This window comes from Vibrio sp. 10N.222.49.C9, from assembly GCF_041474985.1.
GTDB lineage: Bacteria > Pseudomonadota > Gammaproteobacteria > Enterobacterales > Vibrionaceae > Vibrio > Vibrio crassostreae_C.
The window spans coordinates 1-261 of record NZ_JBFRVD010000818.1; the positions used below are offsets into that span (position 1 = coordinate 1).

The following is a 261-nucleotide window of genomic DNA, read 5'->3' on the forward strand; positions in this document are numbered from 1 at the left end:
CTTCAACAGTGATAACACCATCACGGCCTACTTTTTCCATCGCTTCAGCAATGATGTTACCTACAGTCACATCAGAGTTTGCAGAGATAGTACCTACCTGAGCGATAGCTTTAGTATCAGCACAAGGTTGAGATAGGTTCTTAAGCTCTTCAACTGCAGCAATCACTGCTTTGTCGATACCACGCTTAAGATCCATTGGGTTCATACCAGCAGCGACAGCCTTAAGGCCTTCAGTGATGATAGATTGAGCCAGTACTGTTG

Annotated in this window: 1 protein-coding gene; it reads right to left on the reverse strand. The window is 44.8% G+C overall.

The window, feature by feature from the left end; genetic code table 11:
- The coding region (locus tag AB4585_RS25760) for a TCP-1/cpn60 chaperonin family protein (RefSeq protein WP_372171619.1) at positions 1-261 on the reverse strand (261 nt) is incomplete at both ends.